Raw genomic sequence first — 329 nt, forward strand, 5'->3', positions numbered from 1 at the left:
CGGACAAGGACCCACCCGCCGAACTCCAGGCCCTCCTCGGCGCAGTCACCACCGGACACGGACTGAACCTCTACCTCCGAACTTAACGAACTACCGGTAGCCCTTGTCCGCCAGGACCTCAAGGTCCAGCTGTGCGCAGACGTCCACGATGTCGTGCTCACGGGCGATCTTGATGTCGTGGGTCCCGCCGGGCAGGGCGGGTGAGATCCACAGCAGTCTGCCTTCCTCCGCGGTGATGACCTGCGGGTTCACCCCCTCACGGCGGACCTTGCCGGAGAAGTGGCCTGCGGCACGGACCCGGCCGGTCTGGGCGACCGTGCCGTCCAGCA

1 protein-coding gene is annotated in these 329 nt (G+C 67.2%); it reads right to left on the reverse strand.

Going from position 1 to position 329, the window contains the following annotated elements; all coding sequences use genetic code 11:
• Window positions 1–90 precede the first annotated feature (90 nt).
• The coding region (locus tag IG74_RS0145115; protein ID WP_030689786.1) for a transposase family protein at window positions 91–329 on the reverse strand (239 nt) is incomplete at its 5' end.

The sequence above is a fragment of the Streptomyces sp. NRRL B-1347 genome (assembly GCF_000720325.1).
Taxonomy (GTDB): Bacteria; Actinomycetota; Actinomycetes; order Streptomycetales; family Streptomycetaceae; genus Streptomyces.